The organism is Bartonella sp. AA74HLJMH (genome assembly GCF_042197045.1).
Classification (GTDB): Bacteria; Pseudomonadota; Alphaproteobacteria; order Rhizobiales; family Rhizobiaceae; genus Bartonella.
Map to the genome: position 1 here is coordinate 196019 of NZ_JBHIRJ010000002.1, position 26118 is coordinate 222136.

At 39.5% G+C, this 26118-nt stretch carries 19 protein-coding genes and 1 pseudogene; 8 read left to right on the forward strand and 12 right to left on the reverse strand.

The features are described from left to right. Nucleotides 1-26 precede the first annotated feature (26 nt). The 3 genes from ACFINH_RS02450 to tkt all read right to left on the reverse strand — a co-directional run bounded on the left by ACFINH_RS02450 (nucleotide 27) and on the right by tkt (nucleotide 4951). Nucleotides 27-1220 (reverse strand): phosphoglycerate kinase, encoded by a 1194-nt coding sequence (locus ACFINH_RS02450; RefSeq protein WP_375632092.1) that lies wholly within the window; start codon nucleotides 1218-1220, stop codon nucleotides 27-29. A 513-nt stretch (nucleotides 1221-1733) separates the two neighbouring features. Next, a complete protein-coding gene (gene gap / locus ACFINH_RS02455) occupies nucleotides 1734-2741 on the reverse strand; it encodes a type I glyceraldehyde-3-phosphate dehydrogenase (protein WP_375632063.1) in 1008 nt (335 codons plus the stop codon). A gap of 203 nt (nucleotides 2742-2944) precedes the next feature. After that, nucleotides 2945-4951: a transketolase gene (tkt, locus tag ACFINH_RS02460; RefSeq protein WP_375632064.1), complete on the reverse strand. Its 2007-nt coding sequence runs from the start codon at nucleotides 4949-4951 to the stop codon at nucleotides 2945-2947. Between the two features lie 334 nt (nucleotides 4952-5285). Between tkt and ACFINH_RS02465 the strand changes: the two genes are divergently transcribed. Continuing rightward, nucleotides 5286-5561 (forward strand): DUF4164 domain-containing protein, encoded by a 276-nt coding sequence (locus ACFINH_RS02465; protein WP_005774573.1) that lies wholly within the window; start codon nucleotides 5286-5288, stop codon nucleotides 5559-5561. A 12-nt stretch (nucleotides 5562-5573) separates the two neighbouring features. Then, nucleotides 5574-5963 (forward strand): cell division protein ZapA, encoded by a 390-nt coding sequence (locus ACFINH_RS02470; protein ID WP_375629691.1) that lies wholly within the window; start codon nucleotides 5574-5576, stop codon nucleotides 5961-5963. A 1481-nt stretch (nucleotides 5964-7444) separates the two neighbouring features. Here the strand turns inward: ACFINH_RS02470 and pyk are convergent. Both pyk and ACFINH_RS02480 read right to left on the reverse strand, forming a co-directional pair. Then, nucleotides 7445-8881 (reverse strand): pyruvate kinase, encoded by a 1437-nt coding sequence (gene pyk / locus ACFINH_RS02475; RefSeq protein WP_375613187.1) that lies wholly within the window; start codon nucleotides 8879-8881, stop codon nucleotides 7445-7447. Then, complete coding sequence (locus ACFINH_RS02480; RefSeq protein ID WP_273790491.1) at nucleotides 8878-9366, reverse strand: DUF1036 domain-containing protein; 489 nt, start codon at nucleotides 9364-9366, stop codon at nucleotides 8878-8880. The genes pyk and ACFINH_RS02480 overlap by 4 nt, the downstream gene beginning before the upstream one ends. Before the next feature lie 262 nt (nucleotides 9367-9628). On the opposite strand from ACFINH_RS02480, the gene ACFINH_RS02485 reads away from it, so the two are divergent. Beyond that, on the forward strand, nucleotides 9629-9889 hold the full coding sequence (locus tag ACFINH_RS02485) for a DUF2312 domain-containing protein (RefSeq protein WP_005774567.1): 261 nt from the start codon (nucleotides 9629-9631) through the stop codon (nucleotides 9887-9889). A 545-nt stretch (nucleotides 9890-10434) separates the two neighbouring features. Here the strand turns inward: ACFINH_RS02485 and rimJ are convergent. From rimJ to ACFINH_RS02505, 4 genes are all read right to left on the reverse strand, one after another. Then, nucleotides 10435-10998 (reverse strand): ribosomal protein S5-alanine N-acetyltransferase, encoded by a 564-nt coding sequence (rimJ, locus tag ACFINH_RS02490; protein WP_375632093.1) that lies wholly within the window; start codon nucleotides 10996-10998, stop codon nucleotides 10435-10437. 571 nt (nucleotides 10999-11569) lie between these two features. Beyond that, on the reverse strand, nucleotides 11570-13432 hold the full coding sequence (locus ACFINH_RS02495; protein WP_375632094.1) for an ABC-F family ATP-binding cassette domain-containing protein: 1863 nt from the start codon (nucleotides 13430-13432) through the stop codon (nucleotides 11570-11572). Next, nucleotides 13432-13818, reverse strand: coding sequence for a hypothetical protein (locus tag ACFINH_RS02500; RefSeq protein WP_273790493.1), 387 nt, complete (start codon nucleotides 13816-13818; stop codon nucleotides 13432-13434). Before ACFINH_RS02500 ends, ACFINH_RS02495 begins: the two co-directional genes overlap by 1 nt. Before the next feature lie 100 nt (nucleotides 13819-13918). Continuing rightward, nucleotides 13919-14554 carry a thiamine diphosphokinase gene (locus ACFINH_RS02505; RefSeq protein ID WP_375621008.1) on the reverse strand — a complete coding sequence of 212 codons (636 nt, stop codon included), beginning with the start codon at nucleotides 14552-14554 and terminating at the stop codon, nucleotides 13919-13921. A gap of 147 nt (nucleotides 14555-14701) precedes the next feature. On the opposite strand from ACFINH_RS02505, the gene ACFINH_RS02510 reads away from it, so the two are divergent. Then, a complete protein-coding gene (locus ACFINH_RS02510) occupies nucleotides 14702-16279 on the forward strand; it encodes a M48 family metalloprotease (RefSeq protein ID WP_375621009.1) in 1578 nt (525 codons plus the stop codon). 304 nt (nucleotides 16280-16583) lie between these two features. Here ACFINH_RS02510 and ACFINH_RS02515 read toward each other — a convergent pair whose 3' ends face one another. Continuing rightward, nucleotides 16584-17495, reverse strand: coding sequence for an RNA polymerase factor sigma-32 (locus ACFINH_RS02515; RefSeq protein WP_015856975.1), 912 nt, complete (start codon nucleotides 17493-17495; stop codon nucleotides 16584-16586). A gap of 575 nt (nucleotides 17496-18070) precedes the next feature. Between ACFINH_RS02515 and ACFINH_RS02520 the strand changes: the two genes are divergently transcribed. The 3 genes from ACFINH_RS02520 to ACFINH_RS02530 all read left to right on the forward strand — a co-directional run bounded on the left by ACFINH_RS02520 (nucleotide 18071) and on the right by ACFINH_RS02530 (nucleotide 20902). Continuing rightward, nucleotides 18071-19651, forward strand: coding sequence for a hypothetical protein (locus ACFINH_RS02520; protein WP_375621010.1), 1581 nt, complete (start codon nucleotides 18071-18073; stop codon nucleotides 19649-19651). A gap of 21 nt (nucleotides 19652-19672) precedes the next feature. Then, a complete protein-coding gene (fdxA, locus tag ACFINH_RS02525) occupies nucleotides 19673-20014 on the forward strand; it encodes a ferredoxin FdxA (protein ID WP_015856977.1) in 342 nt (113 codons plus the stop codon). A gap of 303 nt (nucleotides 20015-20317) precedes the next feature. After that, complete coding sequence (locus tag ACFINH_RS02530) at nucleotides 20318-20902, forward strand: CarD family transcriptional regulator (protein ID WP_273790499.1); 585 nt, start codon at nucleotides 20318-20320, stop codon at nucleotides 20900-20902. Between the two features lie 906 nt (nucleotides 20903-21808). Here ACFINH_RS02530 and ACFINH_RS02535 read toward each other — a convergent pair. Together ACFINH_RS02535 and rpmF are read right to left on the reverse strand one after the other, a co-directional pair. Beyond that, nucleotides 21809-22528: pseudogene (locus tag ACFINH_RS02535) on the reverse strand (tyrosine-type recombinase/integrase); the annotation flags it as partial. Between the two features lie 1472 nt (nucleotides 22529-24000). Next, nucleotides 24001-24180: a 50S ribosomal protein L32 gene (gene rpmF / locus ACFINH_RS02540; RefSeq protein WP_005774555.1), complete on the reverse strand. Its 180-nt coding sequence runs from the start codon at nucleotides 24178-24180 to the stop codon at nucleotides 24001-24003. 424 nt (nucleotides 24181-24604) lie between these two features. Between rpmF and ACFINH_RS02545 the strand changes: the two genes are divergently transcribed. Continuing rightward, nucleotides 24605-25507 (forward strand): polyprenyl synthetase family protein, encoded by a 903-nt coding sequence (locus ACFINH_RS02545; protein WP_375632065.1) that lies wholly within the window; start codon nucleotides 24605-24607, stop codon nucleotides 25505-25507. Nucleotides 25508-26118: the final 611 nt, after the last annotated feature.

Genomic DNA, 26118 nt, shown 5'->3' on the forward strand with positions numbered 1-26118 from the left:
TTAACCTTCCCCTTCAAAGAAGCCCTTTAAGCCTGCATAAGGGCAAGAATACCAGGAAGAACCTTACCTTCCATCCATTCCAAAAAAGCTCCTCCAGCAGTCGAAAGATAAGTAAAATCATTGGCAACACCGGCATGATTAAGGGCAAAAACCGTATCGCCCCCTCCCGCAATTGAAACCAACTTTCCCGTCAAACTACGTTCTGCTGCATGGCGTGCAACGGCAATGGTTCCCTTATCAAAGGGAGGCATCTCAAAAACACCAAGGGGTCCATTCCACACAAGAGTAGCAGCTTCATCTATCGCAGCATTGATATGCGCAATAGAGCGCGTCCCAATATCCAATATCATGCCATCTTGTGGAATATCTTCAATGTCATAAAGACGATGCGGTGCATCTTTTTCAAAACGAAATCCCACAACAGCATCCTGAGGGAGCAGAAGCGTACAGTGACACTCTCGCGCTTTTTTAATAATTTTTTTTATCGTTTCCATCAATGCATGTTCACACAGTGATTTCCCTACATGGATACCTTGCGCAGCTAAAAAACTGTTAGCCATCCCCCCACCAATAATTAAGGAGTCAACTTTTTCCACCAAATGATTGAGCACAAAAAGCTTACTAGAAACCTTTGCTCCTCCCACAAGGGCAACCACAGGACGTGCTGGATTGCCAAGTCCTTTTTCTAATGCCTGCAATTCACCTTGCAAAGAGCGTCCTGCATAAGAAGGCAACAAATGCGTTATTCCCTCCACCGAAGCATGGGCACGATGAGAAACTGAAAAAGCATCATTAACATAGAGATCTCCATTATGAGCCAAAGCTTCTGCAAAAGAACAATCATTCTTTTCTTCACCAGCATAAAAACGAACATTTTCAAGCAGTAAAACACCACCATTTTGTAATGACTCAACTGCAACCTGCACCGCCGAACCGATACAGTCAGGAGCAAAAGCAACCGGCTGATTAATGATCTTTTCCAGCACTTGCACAACAGGACGGAGTGAAAACTCTTGCTCTACCTTTCCTTTGGGGCGACCACAATGAGAAAGCAGAATAAGTTTAGCACCACGCTTTTGTAGCTCAACGAGTGTCTCTTTATGTCGCACAAGACGCGTCTCATCGCATACCTTACCTTGCGCCATAGGAACATTAAAATCTACGCGCACCAGAACACGTTTACCCAAAACATCAACATCATCAAGTGTACGAAACCCCATCACTGCTTCCTCTTCACTTTCCATTGTTTCAAATAAAAACGCATCCAACAACCCTGCCCACTTTTCTTTCCACTTATCCCCCCCTCTTTGCTTTTACAAGAGATCCACGACAGCCCATCTCTCACCCTCTGTTTGAAAAGCCAAAGCTTTTATCGTCAAATGTACAAAAGCCCACCATTGCTCTTAATCTTCATATTCCATTGTGGCAAACAAATGCATTGGCTCAACTTGATCTCTATTAAAGCTTCCTTTTACTTCTAGGAAAAAGAGTTTACATCTCCTGTTTTCTAACGTTTTCTCAAAGGGTATCTCGTTCAGATCTTACTTTTTAAAGTTTACTCTTTCATTCATCTTTTAAAAGCACGTATTGACACAGTATTAAAACAAAACACATCATCAATGTTTCAATAGCCTCTTCTCTCTAGCGCATGAGAACAACAGCCTCTAACTGTTTTTCTCAAAATTGCACAAAAATGAGACTTTTCCTTATAAAAAGAGGACCCTGAGGTCCTCTTATATTGTCTGAGCAAAAGCCACTGCCGTATCACTCATACGGTTAGAAAAGCCCCATTCATTATCATACCAAACCAGAACGCGACAGAGCTTACCATCAATCACTTTGGTTTGATCATTGTGGAAAATAGCTGAATGAGGATTATGATTAAAATCACAACTCACGAGCTTTTCTTCTGTCGTGTCCAAAACGCCCTTCAAAGAACCTTGTGCAGCAGTAGCAATAGCTGTATTAATTTCTTCGATTGTTGTGGAACGCTTAGCGATAAATGTCAAATCAACCACAGAAACATTAGGGGTCGGAACACGAATCGATACACCATCAAGCAACCCCTTTAATTCTGGCAAGACCAGTCCCACAGCTTTTGCTGCTCCTGTTGATGTAGGAATCATAGAAAGAGCTGCCGCACGTGCACGATAAAGATCCTGATGCATTGTATCCAATACAGGTTGATCACCCGTATAAGAATGGATTGTTGTCATAAAGCCCTTTTCAATACCCACTGTGTTATGCAAAACTTGTGCAACAGGCGCCAAACAATTGGTTGTACAAGAAGCATTTGAAACAACGCGATGCTCGCTGCTTAAAGATTGATGATTAACCCCATAGACGACCGTAAGATCTGCTCCTTCAGAAGGCGCAGAAATAAGAACACGCTTTGCCCCCGCATCTAAATGAGCACTTGCTTTATCACGCGCAGTAAAAATACCCGTACATTCCAAAGCAATATCGATATCCAAATCTTTCCAAGGCAATTGAGCAGGATCACGCTCTGCGCATACCTTTATTAAACCACCCCCTACATCAATAGCATCCCCTACCACCTTAACGATCCCAGGGAAACGCCCATGAACTGAATCATAGCGTAATAAATGGGCATTTGTTTCCACCGATCCCAAATCATTAATTGCAACCACTTCAATATCTTGTCGTCCACTTTCCACAAGCGCACGTAAAATATTGCGACCAATACGACCAAACCCATTAATTGCAACACGAACTGTCATTTCACATGTTTCCTCATCAATTTTTAAAAGCACAACATTTAAAACACAATAAATGGGTATTTCACCAATCCAAAATCATTAATTCCTATAACGTCAATATCTTGATCACTCACTCACTTATCCACAGTAATGCACAAGATCATCCACAACACTGTACAAAATAGATGCCTACGACCAAACCCACTCATGACAACACAAAGCTGTCATTTTGTACTTTGCTCTTTGATCTTTTCCAGCTCTTTTTCAACGGTGGCAACGACATTTTCCCAAGTAATATTAAAATGCGCATAAAGGGCATCAATCGTTCCACTTGCTCCAAAGCCATCCATGCCAATAAAGATACCATCACAGCCAATAAAACGGTCCCATCCTTGCCGAACAGCGGCCTCAATGGCAACTTTAATCGGCGCCTCTCCAATAAGAGCACGCTGATAGGAGAGAGATTGTTGAGAAAAAAGTTCAAAACAAGGCACAGAAACCACACGCGTTGGGATGCCTTTTTCTTCTAACACCGCATGTGCCTCCACTGCAATTTGCAATTCTGAACCAGAAGCAAACAGCGTCACTTGTGCATCATCGCTAGCTGTTAGGAATTCATAAGCACCAAGCATACAGAGATTTTCTTCTTCATACTCTTGACGCAAAAGCGGTAGATTTTGTCGACTTAAAGCCAAGGTAGAAGGCGTCCCGCATGCTTTCAAAGCCAATTGCCAACACTCGACTGTCTCCATAGCATCTGCAGGACGGAACACAAAATGATTAGGCATTGCACGCAGGCATGCCAAATGCTCTACGGGTTGATGGGTCGGACCATCCTCACCAAGACCAATAGAATCATGAGTCATGACATAAATCACCCGCAACCCCATGAGAGAAGACAAACGCATAGCAGGACGCATATAGTCAGAAAAGCATAAAAAGGTTCCCCCATAAGGAATAAAGCCGCCATAAAGGGCAAGACCATTCATCACAGCTCCCATTGCATGTTCGCGAATTCCATAATGCAGATAGCGCCCTGAAAAATCTTCAGCAGAGATACTTTTCATCTGGCTACTTTTTGTATTATTAGATCCGGTTAAATCAGCCGAACCACCAATAGTCTCAACAACGACTTCATTGATCACTTCAAGAGCCATTTCCGAAGCTTTACGCGTAGCAACAACGGGGCGCTCTTCAACCAATTTCTGTTTATAAGTATCAATAGCGCCATCAAATCCGCCCACGAGATCGCCCCGCATCAATCTTTCAAACTCCACACGCTCTGAGACAGGAAGATCAGCAAATTTTTCTTCCCATTTTTGGCGTTTTTTAGCAGCATTGAGACTAGCCAAGCGCCAATTATCGAGAATATCGGCTGGAATAACGAAAGGCTCAGCATCCCACCCTAAAGCGATACGGGTTTCAGTGATTTCTCGTGCGCCCAAAGGGGCTCCATGAACTTTATTGGTACCCGCTTTATTGGGTGCTCCAAAACCAATTGTTGTTTTACAAGCGATCAAAGTTGGTTTATCGGAATTTTGTGCCGCCTCAATAGCCCGCGCAATTGCTGCTTGATCATGCCCATTGACTTTATGTGTCTCCCAACCAGATGCCTTAAAACGCGCAATCTGATCTGTACTGTCAGCAAGGGAAATCTCTCCATCGATAGAAATATTATTATCGTCCCACAACACAATAAGCTTATTGAGTTTCAAATGACCGGCAAGGGAAAGTGCTTCTTGAGATATCCCTTCCATAAGGCATCCATCGCCTACCAACGCATAAGTGTAATGGTTGATAAGATCACCAAAACGGGCATTTTGCAAACGCTCTCCAAGAGCCATCCCCACGGCATTAGCCAATCCTTGTCCGAGAGGACCAGTCGTTGTTTCGATTCCTGCCACATGCCCATATTCTGGATGCCCAGCAAGCTTTGCTCCTAATTGGCGAAAATTTTTGAGATCTTCAATGCCAATATCTTCATAACCAGAAAGATACAAGAGAGCATAAAGCAACATAGACCCATGTCCTGCTGATAACACAAAACGATCACGGTTAGGCCAGCGAGGTTTTTTGGGGTCATGAGCAAGGAATCTTGTATAAAGAACCGTAGCAATATCGGCTGCTCCCATTGGCAAGCCCGGATGACCAGAATTTGCTTTTTCAATCGCATCAATAGCAAGAAAACGGATAGCATTGGCCATCTGATTCTGTTGGTGGGTGTTTGTCATGAATAATCGACCATTTCGTTAAATACGTTATTCTGTTGCTTTTTCCGTATTCTCTTAAAATTCTCAAGAAATACTATTTTCTAACCATTAGCGTGAGACTTTTTGCCACCACTTCAATAATATTAATAACATTCCCCTCACGCGTTCTGTATATCCATGTCATTTATGCCAATACGCGCAAAAAATCCAGCTTTTAATTTATATCTATCCCCTGCTTTGCTTGCTAAAATATCCTACATACTTAAAAATAAAATGCACACAACACAAGAGTGAAAGTGATTCGTTTTTGCATAACACATTGATAAAGGATACAATTACCCAAAGGATAAAAGCAATGAACCAAGAGACTACAGTTCTACAAGATGCTTTAGAGCACCTAGAAAAGGCACTTAGAACTTTAGAGATCACCATAATAAACCGCAATGCCGTTATTGATAAAAATAACGAATGGGAAGAAGAAATCCAACGAATGAATGCTGACCGCAGCCATCTTGCCCAAGCGCTTGACAAAGCTGAAGCCCAAATTGAACGCTTAGAGTCCGTAAACAAAGAAGTTTCCAAACGTCTTATTAAAGCAATGGAAACAATTCGTGTTGTCATTGATAGATAAAGGTTTGAATGTATGGAAACTGTTTCCGTTACCATTGATGGTAAAGTTTATCGCATGGCTTGTGACAAAGGACAAGAACGTCGTCTTATTGCGCTTGCTGCTCAATTAGATCAATATATCACACATTTAAAGAACAATTTTGGTGAAATTGGCGACCATCGTTTATCGGTTATGGCTGGCATAATGATTATCGATGAAATGGAAGAAATAAAACGAGAAAATAAAAAATTACAAGAAGACTACAATACTCTTTTACGACTCCACAACGAAAGAGACCGTACCATGGGGAAAATTATGCGTGACACCACACAACGCATTGAAAATCTCACCAACCAATTGCTCAAAGATGATCAAAACTGCACAAACCTTCAAGAACAAGAACAGGAACAGGAAGATTTCTAAAAAGTACATCAGCGCGTAATAAACCAGAGATTTGACTTGTCCGCCACATCTCACAGGATAAAAATTCTTAAACCCACACCAGTGTGTAAACAGTCTGGTTTTTTATAGGAAGGATTCCAGCTACTCACGACTTATGGGATTAACTTAAACCTCAACAAGAAAGCCCTACCCTGAATATTTCACCTCCGCACAAACGCTTCCTATATCAAGGAGACTGCCTTATATCACCACATTTCAAATGAGATGTCTTTTAACCGCGCAATAAGATAACAAAATCAACATCATTGTAAAAAAATCATATAAATGACAACAGCAACAAACAAATAAAGCACCCTTCGAAAAAAAGAGCTATATTCATGTTCCCTATGAATGCATGCCCAAAAATCCTTGCCCCTTAGATAATATCAAGCAGATTCAATATATATTAAAAAATAACCTTATCTATTATACCGTAAAAACACCGCTATTTGATACTATAAGCACCATGGAGTCTTTGCACCTGAGATGTCCATCCGATGAAACCCACCGAAAAGAACCGTATCATTTATAAACCAGCGTGAATTAAGTATTTTCATCCTTTAGAGCAGGAAAAAAGTCAAACCCGAAGAGTATGTTAATCTGAGACAACTTCAAACATCATAAACGACAATAATAGCTCTTGAAAACATTCTCTACCGCTATTTTTATCCTTATAACAAATAATCCATATTTCTCTCCCCACCCCTTAAAATCTCCAAGCTTAATAAAAGAAAGAGCAAGTCGGCATCATCATTATAGTCAGCCCTCAATATTGCGATAGCCCCCTTGGCTCGTAAAACGATTCATAAGAGGGACGCCTTTCTTGTACAGCTTTTTCCCATAAAACCCACCCGCTTGTGATGTACAAACAAAGAGTTCTGATTAACAAAACATAAATAAATTTAAGAGAATCTTACGGAATTCGGGGTTCTAATTCAAGTTTAATAACGATAAATTATCATTATAAATCAATATGTTGCAAATGCTTCGACAAAGCATATTTTAAAAACACATTCACCCATCACTTTTTCTCATAACATACCAGTACGATTTTTTAGGCACATAATTTTAACTTTATTCAATTCTGTTTGCAAAAGTTTAAAATGGGAAAAATTTCAAGGCTCTTATCCAAAAAGCGAAAGAATGAACTCTCATTATCAATAAACATCTCGCTCGTATAAACATCAATAAAGCAATCCCCAATCTGTCTCAATGAAATAAAAGGGGGGCTCCCATTAAATGCCTACCGTAAAAGCAGTTTCCTCAGAACTAAAACAAAATCAACAGACAACATCACCGCATCTGCTTCCATCCCCAAACTGGACGACCTAATGCAACACCTTGCTATCTTACGATAGGAGATAAAAGAATAATGGGTCTATGGAGGCATTCACAAGAAGCGCACACCCGTTGTTTTTAAAGCCTGTTCAAAGGCGCATGAAAAAACACCATGCGTAAACGGCTCAAATCCCTTTCGTTCCATCTTGAGAGACAGAAGCAATACGCAAGAGATTTGTCGCACCGGGCGTTCCAAGAGGAACACCGGCTGTTACAAGGAAACGATCCCCTCCTTGGCAAAAGCCTTCCTGAAATGCAATGGCTGCTGCTCGATCAACCATATCTTCTAAATTGCGAGCATCTTGCGTGACCACACAATGAAGCCCCCAAACTAAAGCCAAACGCCTTGCTGTTTCCACAATGGGCGATAAAGCAATAATCGGTCTATTAGGGCGTTCACGAGAGGCGCGCACCCCCGTTGTTCCTGAAGCCGTATAGGCAACGATAGCGGATAGAGCAAGTGTTTCAGCAATCTGACGCGCAGCAAGAGAAATCGCATCCGTTCCTGTTGATTCTGGTGCTGGATGTTGTGCTCCAACCTGAGCGGCATAAGTGTGATCCTGTTCGATTTGTCGCGCGATTCGGTCCATCATAAGCACAGCTTCTTCAGGATAACGACCAGAAGCAGATTCAGCAGACAACATCACCGCATCTGTTCCTGCATAAACTGCTGTAGCAACATCCGACACTTCTGCGCGTGTGGGAACAGGAGATGTGATCATTGATTCGAGCATTTGTGTTGCCACCACAACCGGTTTTCCAGCTAAACGACAAGCTTTTATCAACTCCATCTGAAGAGCAGGGACCTTTTCCAGAGGCATTTCCACACCGAGATCACCCCGTGCAATCATAATACCATCGGAAATTTCAATAATCTTCTCTATATGCTCCAAGGCTTGAGGCTTTTCGATTTTAGCCATCAAAGACACCTTACTTTTCGTCAACTGACGCACCGCCATAATATCTTCTGGACGTTGAATAAAAGAAAGAGCAACCCAATCAACAGGCTGCTGTAAAAGAGCCTGAAGATCCTCCTTATCTTTTGACGTCATCGAATCAAAAGGCAAAATTGTATCGGGAAAACTGACACCCTTTCGATCAGAAATACGGCTACCAGCAACCACGCGACACTGTACAAAGTGATCATCACAAACTTGCGCACGCAGTTCCACCCTTCCATCATCAATCAACAACCGGTCCCCTGGTTTAACAGCCGAAAATACATCCTCATGAGGGAAAAAAACACGCTGCGCATCGCCAAGAACATCGCGATTATCTAATGTAAAGCTTTGCCCAACACGCAAATCTTCTTGCCCCTTAGCAAAACGCCCCACACGCAGTTTTGGCCCCTGAAGATCCACCAAAATACCAATGGGGCGTCGAACTGTTTTTTCAACTTCTCGTATAGACTCGACCAAATCACCCAGCATATCACGATCAGTATGGCTCATATTAAGACGAAAAACGTCTGCTCCTGCCCTAAAAAGCTTCTCAATCATCAAACGAGAAAAAGAAGAAGGACCAAGAGTCGCAATAATTTTTACTTTACGTGCACGTTTCACGGTGGAGAATTTCCTGAAAGAGAAGGTATAACTGAATTGTTTAACAAAGACTCATCCGTCAACTGTACCATCCAACTGGTTTGATTTCCGGTATCGATCTCTTTAAATTCAGCCTTTTGATATCCTCGAGGGAAACAATCATGAACCCCTTGAATAGTAAATTGGCTATCTTGCACACACATGGTCACAGAGCCTGCCCAGTTCCCTTTTTTTTGTGCCCCTTCCGCATAAAAATAATAAAACCGTGAAGCAAGGGGCCCCTCAATTAAAGTTTTACATTCCGTCACTGGTACCGTCCACCAACCTTCGCTCACCCACCCTGAAAATGTACGATATCCAAGAGCAACCCCTACAGACTGTTGGGTTGTATTACAAACTCTAAAGTCAGCTTTTGCAAAAACAACAAGGGGAAACAAGAGCAAAATGCTCAAGAGAAAAACTTTTAATCCTTTCTGAAACACCCAATATCGCTTTTTTAAAATCACAAAACTTCCTCTATAATGCCAAATTCTCAAAACAAATTACACATTTCTTTTTTTAAAGCTTTTCAAATCTAAAACGTATATTTTTATATTTTTCTTTTTATAGCCCTTTTATCAATGCATATATCTTAAAAATTTTACAAAATATTTAAAGTCAATTTGTAAAAAAGCTGTGTAGCTTGATTTACTTTTTGTTTTCAAGCTTTTTTAACATAAATTCGTCGTCGAAAAACAACTTAAAATATATAACTTGGAGAAAAATACAATGAACGATACAGTAACCGATCAAACACACGCTATATCCGTAAACCAATTACGCTCTTTTATCGAACGTATTGAACGACTAGAAGAAGAGAAAAAAACCATTTCTGATGATATTAAAGACGTTTACACTGAACTTAAAGGCTCTGGTTTTGATAGTAAAGCTGTTCGAAGCATTATACGGCTGCGTAAAAAAGAAGAGCATGAGAGAATGGAAGAAGAAGCAATCATTGAACTTTATAAAAATGCGCTTGGTATGAATTAAAACCATTGATAACATTGGAAATTTTCTTAAGAAAAGAAAATACAAAAAACAAATGGCAAAAAATAAATGAATGTATAAAAATTTCACCCAACAATAAGCCGTTTGTGTAACTTGTAACGAGACTATCGGTCACAGAATACACAATATTGCAACAGCCCTCACATTTAAAAGGATTTATACAGAGAATTTTTATTCTTGTTCTTCAATAATTTTTATCCACATAAACCCTCACTTGTATGCCAACCTATGCCAACTCAGTTTGTGATGTGCAAGAGAGGTGTTTTTATGATTAAACATCAATAAATTTGAAATGAGAAAGTCTTCCGATATTGAGGACTCTCTTCAAATTGAAAAAAATGAATTATGATGATAAATCAATTTATTATCTACGAAAAGAAACATATGAAAGCGGTCAGCCGTTGAAATCCGCTAAACGAGAGTCTGAACTGTTTACAAAAGAAGAGGTGGTTAAGGATCTTCGTCTTTTAGGATAGGGAAAAGTGCAGCATATTTACACATTTGATAAAAAGACCCTTAACAAAACTTTATTCGAATCTATTAACGGACTCATAAAGATCATTGATTCGAGAGGTTAGAATGTGATCTCTCCATTTTCCAGAAATCATCAAATAGTCTTTGGCATAGCCTTCTTTTTCAAAATGAAGGCGTTTTAATAAACGTTCGCTTTTTATGTTCTCAGGTCTATAATTTGCCATCACTCTATGCAGATGATAAACATGAAAGATATGGCGTATTAGAGCCGATAAACTCTCACACATGAGACCTTTGCCTTGTTGTTTTTCATCAAGAGAAAAACCAAGATGACAGGCTTGAAAAACACCCCGAACCACATTTGTAAAATTCACAACACCGATGACTGTATTTTCATTTTTTAATCGTACAGCATATCGGTATGCTTGTCCCTGTGCACTTTCACAAGCAAATGCATTGGCTCGTGTTTCCCAAGCTGTTAGGGTATGGTAATCATCAGATCTAACAGGTTCAAAAGGACGCAGATGATTCGCATTACGGAGGAAATAAGAAGACAGTTCAGCTGCATCTTCTAAACTGATCAATGTGGAAATTGTTCGCTTTGTTTTAATTGCCATCATTTTCTCCTCCTAGAAATGTTGCAATAACACATTGATTTATCTTAACAAATCATCATTTTTAAACTCAAATCATAACATCGAATACAAACAGCTTTCCTCATCACAACACTTCTCACGTTAGAATTAATAAGGATCATTTGCTTTTCCGTCATAAGTGGGGTTGGTGTATTTAGGATATAAGGTAAAGACAAGGGCATGTTTCTTACGAATGCTCTCAAATTCCAAAGGAGCTGCAAGCAACATTGGGGACTGGCAAGGTATGCAAGGGAATTCGCGTACTTCCATATACGAAATTTTGAAAAAACTCACGGCAAAGGTAGTTTTGTTTCTTTGCCTTGTAAGCTCAGAGCATGCTTGTTTTGCGCTATCATATCACTGTCCCCCCATATACAAATCCCAATGACCATCGCCTTAAGGTGCTATATGTTACAGTGCGATCTAAAAAGTCTCTGTCATAACTCGTCAACAACACTATTCCCGCTAAATCAGCCAAAAACTCTTGTAACAAATCAAAGAAAAGCGATGATGCAATACAAATTAAAATGCTTAGATATTAATATCTAAAACATTACCGTGAACACGCTTCCATTTCTTCGCGTAAAATTTCAAGTTCTAACCATTCTTCTTCTTTTTGTGTGCAAGTATTTTTCTTTTTTTCCAACGTTGTTGATAAACGCTCAAAACGCTCTTTATCACTGCGATAAAGGGCTGGATCAGAGAGTTCTTGCTCAATTTTTTTGATTTCGTCCTGTAAAACAGCAATTTCTTCAGGCAATTTTTCCAATGCATAAACCTGCTTATAAGACAATTTACTTCGTGTTTTTTTCTCTCGCCCTATCAAGCTATGATCTATTGATGTATCCTGTTTTGAAAGCTCTCCCGCATGAGATTTTGAAGGTGCTTTACGCTGCGATAATTCTGTTCTTTTGCGTTGTAAGCGAAGAGCATGCTGGTTTTGCGCCATCATATCACTATAGCCGCCCGCATACAAAACCCAATGACCATCACCTTGAGGTGCCAACATATGCGTTACAGTACGATCTAAAAAGTCTCTGTCATGGCTGACCAACAATACTGTCCCCGCAAAATCAGCAATAAATTCTTGCAACAAATCCAAAGTTTCCATATCCAAATCATTGGTCGGTTCATCAAGAATCAAAAAGTTTGCAGGACGAGAAAGAAGTCGTGCAAGCATGAGGCGTGCTCTTTCTCCCCCTGAAAATTCTTTAAGGGGAGTGCGAGCTTGTTCCGGTAAAAATAAAAAGTCTTTCATATAAGAAACGACATGCCGCTCCAGCCCATTGATCACAAGAGTATCACCTCTTCCTCCCGTTAAATAATGCGCTAAAGTTTCTTCTTCATTTAAAATACGTTGCTGATCAAGCAATGCCATAGAGAGGTTATAGCCATGCCTCACCGTTCCACTATCCACGGCTTCTTGCCCAATTAATGCAGAAAGGAGCGTTGTCTTTCCGATTCCATTGGGTCCTACCAAACCGATTCGATCACCCCGCTGAATGCGCAAAGAGAAATCTTTCACGATAATGCGATCACCATAGGATTTTGAAATTTTCTTTGCTTCAAGCACCAATTGCCCAGAATCATGACTTTTTGCTGCTGTCAAAAGTGCATTTCCTGGCTGCCCTTTATAGGTTTGATGACGCTGTCTTAAGTCTTTTAATTCGCCTAAGCGCCGTACATTACGCTTACGCCGTGCGCTCACGCCATAACGCAACCATTGCTCTTCACGAGCAATTTGGCGCCCCAATTTATGCTGTTCGATGGCTTCTTCTTCCAGTGCTTTATCACGCCAATTTTCAAACTCAGAAAAACGCTTTTCCAGTCTTTTGGTTGTGCCACGATCAAGCCATACCGTTGACCGTGTAACATTTTCTAAAAATCGTCGATCATGGGAAATCACCACAATCGCTGAACGCAAAGAAGCCAAAACAGCTTCCAGCCATTCAATAGTTGGTAAATCAAGATGATTGGTTGGTTCATCTAAGAACAAAATATCGGGTTTTGCAGCAATGGCCCGTAACAATGAAACACGCCGCTTTTCGCCTCCCGAAAGCGTTTCCAATTTTTCCGTCCCAGAAAACCTTAAATTTGTGCGAAGCGTATTAATCCACTGAACATCAGATATATCATCCAGCCCCGCTTCCATATAAGCATTAATATCTTCAAATCCTGAACAATCCGGATTTTGTGAGACATAACGGAGCGTTACTCGCGGGTGGCGAAAAATTTCGCCACCATGAGGTTCTAATATTCCTGCGGCAATTTTTAATAAGGTCGACTTTCCACAACCATTACGGCCGACCAGCGCAATACGCGCCCCCTGCTCAACCGATAAAGAAGCTTGATTGAGCAAAGGCGTTTTTCCAAAATTTAAGAAAATGCGGTCAAGCCGCAGAAGCGGCACCGCCATTAACGAACGCGGCGCGGACAAGGTGCTTTATACATCACCCCTCTTGCATCACGGTAAGCACACAATTGCCGTACAGGGACTCTCTGTCCACAAGGTGCTTGGTAAACATGCCCTCTACGACCACGATACGTGCACAATTGTGATACCTGTCTTTGTTGTTTTCTTTGATTTGCAGCTGCACCTGTTACTGTTCCAGCCAAAGCACCAAATGCTGCACCGGTAAGTGCTGCTCCAGGCGTACTTCCAGCAATAGCAGTTCCAGCCAAAGCACCGATTGCTGCTCCTCCTACGCCGTAACGTGCAACGCGTTCATCGTTTGTAGTACAAGCGACTGAACTGAAACCAATGGCTGAAACAACGGCCACTTTAAAAATTGATTTTAACATATCAAAACCTTTCCTTCTCAAGATCAATACATATATCGTTTATGTCGGCACTTCATCACTAGGCCCCCCCCTGCCTTATTCAAAATATATTGGAAGAGCTTTATGGAATAGGTACAGACGCTAACAATATAGCTTTTCCAGAACCTAAATGGCAAGAAAAGGTTCCACAAATACGGTTAGAAAGTGTTAAAGAAGAGCCAAATGACACATTTTTGTCACAAATTGGCCATTTTACCCCTTTAAGAGTCAAACTTTTTAAATCAGAAAAACCGATAATACTAAACAAACATCCCTTAGGCAAATCATACGAACAAGGTTTTGACAAAACCGGCCAACCTTCTTCCAAACCGCTTGTCAACAACACTGAAATACCCCTTTCAGCCATCATCAACGCTTGCGTCATATGAGAAAGGCTATGATCACTTCGCTCCCCTCCCAAAGCACCACACAAAATAAGCTTTTTAGCGCCATTTTGCAGCGCTCTTTCACATGCCAGAGCACTATCTGTCATATCTTTATCAGAGGGAAAAACTTCACGCGGAACATGACTATATTGACGTATTAAGTTCTCATCTGATGAATCAAAATCCCCTAACCACAACTCAGGCGTCACATTAAGCGCTGCCGCATGACGCATACCACCATCAGCAGCAATTACCCGACTGTTTTGAATTTGATTAAGCAAACGATCAGTGATATGAACATCCCCATTTAATAATATCGTAAATGTTGTCATGCCATACTTTGCCTTTCACAAAATTTTCTTTACAGTGCATCTTTTTATAAGTGAGAGTCATTTTTTATAAACAAAAAGCATGATATAGCCAAACGAATCCTTATCCCTAATGCCTTTCTTAAAAAAACATACGATACAAAGATACAAATGCAATTTGCCAAATTACTCTGCAGAAATAATGTGCACCATGGTCCAACGCACCCCATTTTTCACCGCAATTTTCTTTTTCGCTCTTGCCTGTATAAAGCAACTTTCATAAGTCTAACGTTTCTCCTTTCGGCTTGTCATACACCACTTTCTCAAAATGATAGGCTTTCTTCCACTTCTTCTAAAACGATCAAACGTACCAACAACCACAATATCTATGTCACATTAAGCGCTCTGCAACACCCACGTATTTTGCAAATGTATGGTGGCGCTTATCATGATGCAAAACTTGAACAGCTTTTAGCAAAGATTGTCCGTAAACTAGCAGTTGCATCCCATAGTTCTCATCAAAGCTATTCTGTAACAATTTTAAACTCAGAAACTATCAATGCTTTTGCGCTCCCCAACGGCTCGATCTACATCACTCGTGGTATGCTGGCATTAGCCAATGATTCTTCAGAAGTTGCAGCCATTTTAGCCCATGAGATAGCACATATCAGAGCCAATCATGGCATTTTACGCCTGCAAAAAGAAGCCCAATTAAAGATGACCAATCACATGTCTTCACGTCTTCTTTCTTCTATTGGCAAAAAACTTCATAACCCTATGCAAAACAAGCAACAACTCGCGCAATTTTCCCGCAATCAAGAGCTGGAAGCTGACTCCCTTGCGCTCGAAATGCTCCAACAATCAGGATATGATCCTTTTGCTTCACCACGCTTTCTTCAAACAATGGAAGCCTACAGTGCTTTTCGTAATATCTCTGGCACCCAAAATGCCTCTCTAGATTTTTTAGCCTCTCACCCAACTACCCCTCAACGCATTCGGCTTGCGATAGAAAAAGCGCGTAAAATCAGTAAAGGGAATAGTAAAATATCCGATCATGATTCTTTTCTCAAAAGCATTGATGGCATAATTTTTGGAGGAGGCTTTTATACAGGTTTTGTACGAGGCAACCAATTTATTCACCCACAATTGCGCATAGCTTTTTCTGTTCCAAACAATTTTACAATAGAACATTCAGCACACACTGTTTGGGCCAGTGGACCAGATAAAATTGCGATTCGTTTTGATGCTATTCCACATCCTGCTGAAATATCTGCGAGTGATTATTTGAAAAGCGGCTGGATTATCGGTCTAGATCAATCATCTATCCGCCCCATCACAATTCAAGGGCTCCCCAATCAAGAATTTATGCGCCAAGAATCCCAAAGCCAAAGTTTACTTGGAGCGCGGGCCTATGCTACCAATGATCAATGGCAATTTGATGTGGTTGTCATTCCATTCAACAACCACATCTTTCGTTTTTTGACGGCCGCTCCATATAATTCTCGAAATTTTGCAGAGGTTGCCCAAAAAACGCTACAAAGCTTTCATTCTCTTTCATCTTCACAGTTAAAAAAATTGCAGCCCTTAAAAATCCGTGTTGTCCGTGTTAAACAAGGAGAAACCGTTGCCAATCTTGCAGATAAAATGCAATACACACCATATAAAGAAAAACTCTTTCGCATCCTCAACGCCCTCTCACCAACGCAAACTTTACCCGCAGGTACAAAAGTGAAAATTATTACAGAATAAGCCTTTCTTCTCATCCGTTACAGTTTTGATTCTTTTCTGTCTCTATCACGCCCTCCCCCTTAAAGCAAATTCGAAAATAAAGAGGAACACTTTAAAATCCAACTTCATCATGCCTTTATAGGTCTCCGTTTGATATATATTTCCTCCAACTAACAGCCCCCTATCTTCCTCTGTTTATCAGTAGCGCCCCCAAGGAGGCATATTCCTAAACAAATATGAACACCCCCTAAAACTGACTTTATCATATTCTCATATGCCCCCACTTAATACATTCTCTTTCCTCCCCCCCAAAGCCTTTCACTGCTTATATATCGTAAGCGTCTTCTGAATGAACCGTAAGGAGAGCAGAACGCAATTTTTGCAAAGCCCTAGCTTCAATTTGACGCACGCGCTCTTTCGAGATTCCTAACTTTTCACCTAAAACTTCGAGAGTCGCCCCCTCTTCATTTAAGCGACGAAAGCGAATAATTTCCAACTCCCGTTCGTTGAGAATTTGCAACGCATCGTAAAGCCATTGTGTACGCCGTTGACCATCAATGACTTGCTCAATTAAAGCATCAGGAAGAGGACTATCATCCACCAAAACATCCATCTTAGCAATGGGATTATCACTGTTCTCAGAAACAGAAACACTCAAGGAATTATCAGAACTGGAAAAACGAAAATCCATCGTTTCAACATCGCGCACGGAAACACCGAGTTTTTCAGCGATTGTGCGAAAAATATCCTGTTTTGACAAAGCACTATCATCTTGTATCAGTTTTGCACGCAAACGCCGAAGATTAAAGAAAAGTGCTTTTTGCGAAGAACTCGTTCCCCCTCGAACGATTGACCAATTTCGCAAAATATAATCTTGAATAGAAGCGCGTATCCACCACGTTGCATATGTTGAAAAACGCACTTCCCGATCAGGTTCAAAACGTGCAGCTGCTTCCAATAGTCCCACATACCCTTCTTGTACCAAATCCCCCAATGGCATTTTGAAACGTTTAAAGCGATTAGCAATAGCAATCACTAAACGCATATGAGCCGCTGCAATTTGATGCATGGCATCATCATCACGTTTGTCTTTCCACCGCAGAGCCAAATCATGCTCTTTTTGTCGTTCAAGATAAGGTGCTTGCATAGCAGAACGCATCATATTACGTCCTAAGCTTTTGTCTGCATCGCTATAATTTTTGCTGCTTTTATAAACAGCATTTGAAAGATTACCCATAATAACCCCTTGCGATTAAATTATCAAAATTGATTTGGCAACGACATCATTGTTCTTCGCTTAAAAAGAACGCAAAAGTTGTTAACTTCTGTGACCACTACTTTAACGTGTAATTTTATAATCGCAATTGTTTTTTTTACTGTCATGGTAAAACTTCTTGACATAAGACACAATTTCACCTGCAAAATGCCTTTACAATATGCCTTTTAGCCTATGAAATATTTGAAAAAACTTTCTCTTCACTTTTCATGACAAAACAGCAAAAAAATAAAGTGATCATGCAAAAGAAATGCCGTTTTTTGATAACCGGTTCCGTTTCCTTTTAAATTGAAGAATTTATTTATGCTTTTAGCTTTACAATACAACTAATAAGTGTAATTTGCAAATATAAAGCATCCAAACTGAATGAAAACTGAATGAAAAAAGAATCATTCAAGTTTTAAAGGCGCAAAGAAACAGCAAAAAATGACAAGAGTGATTGAAGCAAACGCAACAAACGTGTTAAAGAAAGAGCACCATTATGAAATTGTCGCAAAAAGCTTTTGACCAGTGTCACACTGAGAAAGAAAATGATCATGGATAGCAAGATTGTTCAACAGAATGAGATTCTTCAAGATGATATTCTCATTGAAAAACACGGAAGGGGTAAATTTGAAGGTTTTCGTTTTTATGCCAACAAAAACAGTACCGATCAAATAGCTGAGAAGCAAATTTCAACAGAGAATGAGAATTTGATTCTTGCTTTTTCCAAACGCGCGACACGTTTTTGTGCTTCTGCAAATGGAGATTTTACCCTTAGTTCTGATGGAATTGTGCGCTGGATTGGTCAACCCGTAGGACAACTTGTAGCAACAGAAGATTTTTTTAAACCAAAACTGATTGTTTTAGCAGATGAACAACTCACGGGAGAATCCCGCAATAACGTTGTGAAACGATTAGAACGCTTTGTCACCTTTCATTTTGAAACGACTTTAAAACCCCTGTTTGATTTGCGCAATGCTGATAATTTAACGGATTCAACAAACAGCCTTGCTTTACAACTTTTTAACTCTTTAGGGATTTTACCACGCCGCGAAGTCTTAGACATTGTCAAAAACCTTGCGCAAGAATCACGTGCCGTTCTTCGGCGTCTAGGCGTGCGTTTTGGCGCTTTTCATATCTATGTTGCCGGAATGCTTAAACCTGCTCCGGTTCAAGCCATTACTCTCCTGTGGAATCTTCAAAATGCGGGACAAGATCAAACTGGTTTGGGTGAAGTTTTTTCAGCATTATCTGCTGGTCGAACCTCTTTAATTGTTGACCCTACCTATAACCGCCAATTTTATCAATTAGCCGGCTACCGAATCTTAGGACAACGTGCTGTACGGATTGATATTTTAGAACGTCTTGCCAATCTCATCCGTCCCGCACTTCATTGGAAACAAGGAAGTGATCCTAAACCCGATGGAGCCTATGATGGCAAAAGTTTTTTTGTTACACCAGCCATGATGTCCATTCTTGGGGCCAATGGAAACGATATGGAAGAAATCCTCAAAGGACTTGGTTATCAATCGTACAGCATAAGCAATACTGTTTTTGAACAAAATCTCTTTGCACACCAAGCCTCTTCCCCTGTCAATAGGGCAATGCAAGATGTTCCTGCAGCAGAATGCGTTGGAAGTCAATGGCAAACAATAAGCGATTTAGAAACAACACGAGAAGAAAAAAATACCTCATTCCCAAACACTTCATCCTCTGGTATTGAAAAACATCTCCATAAAACCAATCGTTTACCAGCAGCTGAACCTGTTGGGAATTTTGCCAAATCCCCGCGCTCTACAGAAGAAGATAAAGTTATTTTGTTATGGCATTATAAGCATCAATTCCCCCACCATGCACAAAAAAAACGTGATAAATTAGGAAATAAGTGGCAAAATAAATCGAAGAACGCTGTAAAAAAAGCGGAATACAAAAATGAAAATTCCCCTCAAGAAGCACCATCACAAGCAAAACGCTCTCATAAGTTCCACAAATCCCAAGGAAAACATGCAAATCATAAGCCCTTTCAAAAAGAAAAGCGCCTTAATCCTGATTCACCTTTTGCGAAACTAGCTGTACTACGCGATCAACTCACCAATCATAAAAACACGCACACACTTTCCTCTAAAGAGAATTAAAGTAACAAATGGAGTTTGATCTTGACCCACGTAGTAACCGACAACTGCATTCACTGCAAATATACGGATTGCGTTGAAGTCTGCCCAGTTGATTGTTTTTATGAAGGGGAAAATATGCTTGTTATTCACCCCGATGAATGCATCGATTGTGGTGTTTGCGTGCCAGAATGCCCAGCAGAAGCGATTTTACCTGATACAGAACCAGGATTAGAAAAGTGGTTAGAACTCAATCTTCATTATGCAAACAAATGGCCTAATCTAACCACCAAAAAAGATCCTCTTCCTCAAGCAAAAGAAATGGATGGTGTTCCAAATAAATTAGAAAAGTATTTTTCAGAAAATCCAGGAAGTGGCGAAGAGTAATGATAAAGTGTACACTCTCCTCCTTCAACGATTGAAAGACTTCTCTTGTAAAAATAAAAAATCCTTAAGCGAAATGATTGATTCTTTTAAATTTTGATGTTAGTGTTATTTTAACATGATCATCTTTCTAAGTATTTTTCTTTGCTTGTTATAGTAAAGCGGTGTATTTTTTTTTGATTTAAAAGTACTCGGCTTTTATGCTCACTTAATTGGTACAATATACTTGGTTAAAGAAAACTCAACCCTCAGGTTTATAACCTGTTTTCCGATACATTTGTTGATCATAAGGGAGTAAACTAAAATATGGCATCCCAACATGGAACGTCTTCCAAGACCAAAGAATTTGCAACCTCTGAATATATCGTCTACCCTACGCATGGAGTAGGACAAATTATAGCGATTGAAGATCAAGAAGTTGCAGGACATAAATTAAAACTTTTTGTCATTCATTTCGCGAAAGATAAGATGGATGTCAAAGTCCCCATTGCAAAAGCCCTTTCCGTTGGAATGCGTAAATTATCTGCTAGTGATTCTGTCGAACGTGCCTTAAAAGTTTTACGGGGAAAAGCACGCGTTAAACGGACCATGTGGTCACGTCGTGCACAAGAATATGATGCTAAAATCAACTCAGGAGATCTTATTTGTATCGCCGAAGTGGTCCGTGATCTTTTCCGCTCTAATCTACAGCCTGAACAATCTTACTCTGAGCGCCAACTTTATACAGCTGCTCTTGAAAGAATGGCCCGCGAAATTGCGGTTATTAATAGTCTTTCTGAAACAGAAGCTATCAATCTCATAGAGATGCATCTCTCCAACAAGCCGGAACGCGAGTTTAAAACTGAGAGAGAAGAAACAGATGAAAACAGTAAAGCTGTCTACGCTGCATAATACACTCTTTCATCATAATGATGATATTTCGATAAAACCAGCGAAAAGCTGGTTTTATTTTTTAACATCCTCTCTGCCCTTAAGGACAAAGTTTCTTAACCAGCGCCAATCTATAAACAATCTAACTTTTCGACAAATTCCTCCTCCTTATTTTCTTTCTTTATAGATAACAAACTGATTAATCATCATAATCTAGCATTATTCATATTAAATTAGAATCTTGAATATGGTAAGATTACTCATTTCAAATTGCTCTCATGTTGAATTAATCAAATCACTTGCTTGTCAATCACAAGCGGAGCTGATCTGTGGGTAAAAACTGTACAAAAAGAGCGAGACACTGTCTCAAGCACCAAAGGATATACCAACATTGGAATCTGGCAAGATGTGTAAGGGCAGGGCTTGCTTTTTTATTAAGCGTAAAGATCATAGTGCCGTTTATACACTACACCGAAACTTTACCATTTACCCCCTTCTACAAAACCATTGGAACATTCAAAAACACCGTCATAAAATGGATGCCATAAATATTGAAAAATATTCCTTTTAAAAAAAGCGTGACAGTACAACATAAGCATATTTTGTCTTGGGCACTCTATTTTGCATGAGAAGCATTCCCCCCATTAAAAAACGCGATAAAAAAAGCATGAACTAAAACCATCATCTCCATTCTGTAAAAGGCATTCCAAATACTTTTGAAAGCTGTAAAATTAACTTAAAAAATAACAATAAAAATGAACGTTAGCATTGCCCCTTTCAATTTCATATTTTTCCCAAATGAGGTTTCTCATTTCAGAGATTACGAGATATACGCAATATTCTTACTCCAATCGGACACATAAAATCTAGAATGATTCATAGAACTCTTAAAAGTCTCAATCTCTGTTTCAAACAAACCGCTAAAGATTGGATATTCTCAGCAGGAATTGTCCAGATATCATCTTCAATCTGATCTTCACGAATATGACGCAAAGGATTAGTATGAACGCCTGTCAGGATAAGCAAACGCAAAGCCAGTCGTGTTATGTTTTGTGTTTTACAGAGTAACTGATAAAAGGCAGGAACATCTTTCCAATCCATGGCTAGTCTATTAATAGTTTTATAGCGTTGCTTACCTTAAGAGTGCGCGTGCTTTTTTTTGCTTGTAAATCAACATCCAAACCCAAAGCAACCGCATGCTTAAGACAACGATTAAGACGCTTCAGTGCTTTATCTGCTGTTGCAGCTTTTGCATGCCAAATAGAGGCAAGGGTATTGCGTATCTCTGTTTGCGTAATCTCTGAAACGGGTAGACAGCCTAATTTAGGGAGAATATAAAGGCGTAAGGGTGAAAACCAATCACAAGCTTTACCATCTCTTTTTAATTCAGCTTTACGACTTTCAAATGCATCTAAAGCAATGTTTTTTAAATAATGAAGATTACGCATTGCCTCACGCTTTTGTTTATCGCGTTCTTTAATGGAGTCACGCCCCTCACGTAAAACAGCACCCCACCCAATTGCCAATTCACGGGCTTGTTTTAAAGAAACATCTAGCAACGCTCCCAAGCCCATTTCGCGGCCCCCGTGAAAAGTATAACGGTAAATCCATTGACCACCCCCATCTCTTACGTTTGTGAAGAAGCAAGCCGGTACCATCATTATATTTTCCAGCTCGTGGGTGTTACGACAGCCCTTGGCTCTTAAGACGATTCATAAGAACCATTTCTAGTCCTTTCTTATACAAATTTTATCCACACACTCATCCCACTTGTGACGTGCAAACGAGTGGTTTTGATTGATTCTAGATAGAGAGATTTGAAATAAGTGAATCTTACGTTATTCGGGGTTCTAATCCAATATGAAAAAACTGAATTATATATATAAATCAATATGTTGTCTAGTGATGAACAGATAACAAAAAAATCATAAACTTAGGTAAGCAACACTATAAAATCATTCATAAACCAGCTATGAACTGGAGAATCGTACCGGCTTTGATAAAATACTTTGCTCACCCCCACACATAACATATCTGGTTTTAAGTTTACTTATTTTTACAAGCTGTTCGCAACAAATCCCTTATATTCACAAAAATAAGAAAAATATATAGACAATTCTTAGTTCAAAAACATGAAAATACAGCGTGATATTCATAGAAAAGTCTCATATACCTTTATCATAAAAGCACTAAAGGTTATTGAATGTATACACCTTCTGTCTTGTAACGGTTTTCTCTTTTCTGCTCATAAGAAAGCACGCTGGCATCAGCATACACTTAACCCAATGTTACAACAATCCTTACATTGGAAAATATTCATTATAAACATTTTTCCTTTTTTATAGAGTTTTCACCCACATGCCAGCCCCACTTGTGACCGAAAAGCAAGTGATTGTCATTGATTCAACATGGGGAAAAATTTGAAATGAGAAAATCCTACGATAGAGCTTCCATTCAAGGCGCAAAACAACAAATGATCTTTATAAATCAATGTGATGTCGATCTCTATTTTTTTAAGGAGAATCACATGTCACAATATAAGTCTATAGACAAACCATTGCCTTAAATATTCTCATAACAAACACCGGAAAACACCGGTATGCTTAAATCCTTACATAGATCAACCGCCTTAAACGATGATATTTTACGGTCTAATAGGATTCTCTCTATAGTCAATAAAGATTAAGTGCGATACAAAATGATTCTATTACTGAGCTAACTTATATCAATACCCAAGCTCTTAACGAAGTCATCATAAAAGACACTGATACAAGCAATCCCTTATAGCCTCTCAAGAAAACAAGAAAATCATCTCCCACAATAGAATCATTTCTCTACAGCAAAACTTTATCCCACACATGTTCTCAAGAAAAAGTGAAAAACGCATCTTACCCAATGCATTCACTAATGAAATAAAAGAAGTTGACCTCTGGAAAAGAAAGAAAACGCTAAAGTTTTAACCACTAAAACAGAACGCCCACGATACATTTCCTGTTCCACATCGATAGAAGACGACGCAAGGGAACCTCAACATTCATCTTAAAGCGAAAATGCACGCCCCAAGCGTGCATTGATCGATGAAATAAAAGAAGTTGACCTCTGGAAAAGAAAGAAAACGCTCAGTCTTTAACCACTAAAACGGAACGCCCACGATACATTCCCGTTTTCAAATCAATGTGATGAGGACGACGTAATTCACCAGAATTTTTATCTTCGATATAAGTCGGCGCCTTCAGAGCATCAGCCGAACGGCGCATGCCCCTCTTCGCTGGAGAGGTTTTTCGTTTAGGTACAGCCATAAAAAGACACTCCAAATCCATTAAAACAGAAAAAGCAATGTCAAAAATGACAATGCTTCATTTAAAATACCATAAAATTTGAGTATATTATACACTGATAAAAAAGAAGAGGCAATGTCAAAATGATCCTCCTCTTACCAAAAATGACCTTCCTGTTATCAAAAATGGTGTCACAATAATCAAATGAATATCAAAAACACTGCAAAATTTAAGAATTTTATACACCAATGAAAGCTTTTTTATAAGCCCTTCATTCAATTTTTATTTGGTTTAAAAAGGGATTTGCGCATACAGTAGAGATACAGATAAAAAGAGAAGTTGATTTTTAATAAAAAACGACGCCAATTTATGAAAACAAGAAAAAGCAACAACCTTTCTCTTTAAACTTCATAATTTCATTTTTGTAAAAACAAAGGAAGCAAGAATGCACGAATTTACCACCCTTCTTGCAAAACATGGAAATACCGTTGAAAAGCGGCTTGATACCCTGTTAAGTGATCAAATCCAAACTGGTGAAATTTCACGCCCTAAAAATTTAATCAAAGCCATGCGCTATGGTGTGCTGAACGGTGGAAAACGCTTGCGTCCTTTTCTTGTAATTCAAAGTGCTGCACTTTTTGATGTCCCTGTAGAACATTCTCTTGATGTTGCGTGTGCCTTAGAATGTATCCATTGTTATTCGCTCATTCATGATGATCTTCCCGCTATGGATAACGATATACTCCGGCGTGGAAAACCCACTGTCCATGTAGCATTTGATGAAGCAACAGCAATTCTAGCAGGCAATGCCCTCTTAACATTTGCCTTTGAAATCATTGCCCATAAAGCTAGTAATCTATCTACAGATATTAGAATCAAGCTGATCACGTCTCTTGCACAATCGGCAGGACTTGGCGGTATGTTAGGTGGACAAATGCTGGACCTTGAAGCTGAAAAAAGACCGCAAGAAAGTACTGACATCATCACTCTACAACACATGAAAACAGCAGCCCTGATAAGCTTTGCTTGCCAAGCAGGTGCCATCATTGGCAATGCATCTAAAGAATTAACTGAAAAACTTACTGATTTTGGGACCTATCTTGGTTTAGCCTTTCAATTAACCGATGACCTTCTTGATGTCACTGCCAACACGCAAACCCTAGGAAAAACGGCTGGGAAAGATGAAACGGCACAAAAAGCCACTTTTGTTCATCTTTACGGCATTAAAGAAACCCAAAAAAAGCGAGATACACTCATCAGTAAAGCAGAAGCATTCTTACATCCTTTTGGCGCTAAAGCACTCCCCCTCCAACAAGCAGCACACTTTAGTGCAATACGCCAAAATTAAACTTCATCCACCCTATTGTACATAGTGTACACCGTCATATTTATTGAATGCATAATAGACTTTTCCAAGAAACATTACCATTAATCTCCATTATAGTCCTTATCATGAAATGGGTGCGACAAATCTTAAGAGGAATTTCATTAAAACAAGCCGCGTAAATTTATAACACAAATGCATTCTAGGTATCCTATTTTGCATGAAAAATGCCTTTCATTAAAGACTAAAAGAAACAAAATGTAAAACAATGCGTAATCACCATGTTTTAAAAGATATTACAGTGGATGCTTTAAAGCCGAATAAAAAACAACCGGAAAGAGGAAAACTCGTTTTCTCCTTTATGTCTTTAATCTTCTAACGATAAGGCAAAAATAAACAGAATAAGTATAAAACCAGGCATTTTATAAACCCGCAAAAAACAATAAGAGAAGTACAATGCCCTCAGTAGAGAGTCGTAATTTTTATGCCTTTCCACGCTATCTTGTTATAGAAGATCAAATATGGTTACATTCTGTAAATTCAGTCGTGTATTGCTTGCTCTCTAAAAACACTTTTACAAAAATGCTCGTTGTTTAGTTTAAGCATTATTTTTTTGAAGCTCGTATTTAAAATAT